Consider the following 1251-nt stretch of genomic DNA (forward strand, 5'->3'; position numbering starts at 1 on the left):
ACTAGTAGGCCGTCGCGGCTAATGTTTGGGATAGAGGTGGCGCAGTTTGATGCGTGCGTCGTGGGTGGTGAACTGCCAGTTCACCTGACGTTGGTTGGTGTTGGTGGCGTTCTGCCAGGCCGAGAGTTCGGTGTTGAGGTTGTCGAGGTTGCTGATCCGGCGGTCGAGGCATTGCAGGGTCAGCGCGGAGAGTTCGATCTCGGCGATGTTGAGCCAGGACCCGTGTTTGGGCGTGTGGTGGATCTCGAGGCGTTGGGCCAGGGCGAATGCCTCTTCTGGTTCGAATGCCTCGTACAGTGAGGCGATGCCGTGGGTGTTGAGGTTGTCCATCACCAGCACCACGGCCTCGGCGTCGGGGTAGTCCACGCTCAGTAACTGTTTGACCTGGCCGGCCCAGTCGATCCGGGTCCGCTGGGGCAGTGCCTGAACGCGACGCCATCCGCGCAGGGGTTCGACCCACACGAAGATCGAGGACGTGCCGCAGCGGATGTACTCGCTGTCCTGGCAGGCGTCGTGACCAGGGCGGGCCGGGAGCGGGTCTCGGGCATGGTCGAGGAGTTGGTAGGGCTTCTCGTCCATGCACACCACGGGACGTGCCGGATCGTAGGGCCGGGCATAGATGGCCAGCACGTCTTCCATCCGGGCCGCGAACTCGGCGTTCGCTCGTGGTGGGATGGTCCAGCACTTTTTCAGATGAGGGCGCAGTTCCGTTTTTTTAAGACCCGCCCGATGGTGGAGTGGTCCAGATCGGGGATGTCCTCGACCAGCGCGACGTGCTTCTCCAGCAGCCGCAGCGACCACCGGGTGTAGCCCTGGGGTGGCTGTGAGCACGCCATCGCGATCAGCCGGGCTTCGACCTCGCCGGTCACCGGCGAGGGCACCGGCGGGAGGTCACGCTTCTTCCGCGCGATCGTGGCGTGCACATCGCCACCGGTCTCGGCGAAACGCTTGGCGACCAGCCGTAACGTCTCACCGGAGACACCGAGCCGGGCCGCGATCACCTCCTTGGAATCCACGTCACCCACCGAGATATCCAATGCAAGCAGCACCCGCGCACGCATGATCATCGAGGCCCCACGAACACCCGTCGTGGTCACCCGGACCAACTCCTCACGATCCTGCGCGGTCAACCTGACCGGCCGCTTCTTCTGCGAACCCATGACAACAGTCCTATCTGGCAGGGGGGAAGGAATCTGCCAGACACCAACCTCCCACCAAACGCGCCATAATTAAGCAGCGACGGCCTACTAG

General features: G+C 63.7%; 2 protein-coding genes. Both read right to left on the minus strand.

Translation table 11 applies throughout. The features are described from left to right. Window positions 1-18 precede the first annotated feature (18 nt). Window positions 19-801 carry an IS630 family transposase gene (locus ACGFU7_RS48195; protein WP_393705167.1) on the minus strand — a complete coding sequence of 261 codons (783 nt, stop codon included), beginning with the start codon at window positions 799-801 and terminating at the stop codon, window positions 19-21. Beyond that, window positions 690-1160 carry a helix-turn-helix domain-containing protein gene (locus tag ACGFU7_RS48200; protein WP_393705169.1) on the minus strand — a complete coding sequence of 157 codons (471 nt, stop codon included), beginning with the start codon at window positions 1158-1160 and terminating at the stop codon, window positions 690-692. The genes ACGFU7_RS48195 and ACGFU7_RS48200 overlap by 112 nt, the downstream gene beginning before the upstream one ends. Window positions 1161-1251: the final 91 nt, after the last annotated feature.

Origin of the sequence: Streptomyces sp. NPDC048473 (assembly GCF_043200155.1) — a bacterium.
In the GTDB taxonomy this organism is placed as follows: domain Bacteria; phylum Actinomycetota; class Actinomycetes; order Streptomycetales; family Streptomycetaceae; genus Streptomyces.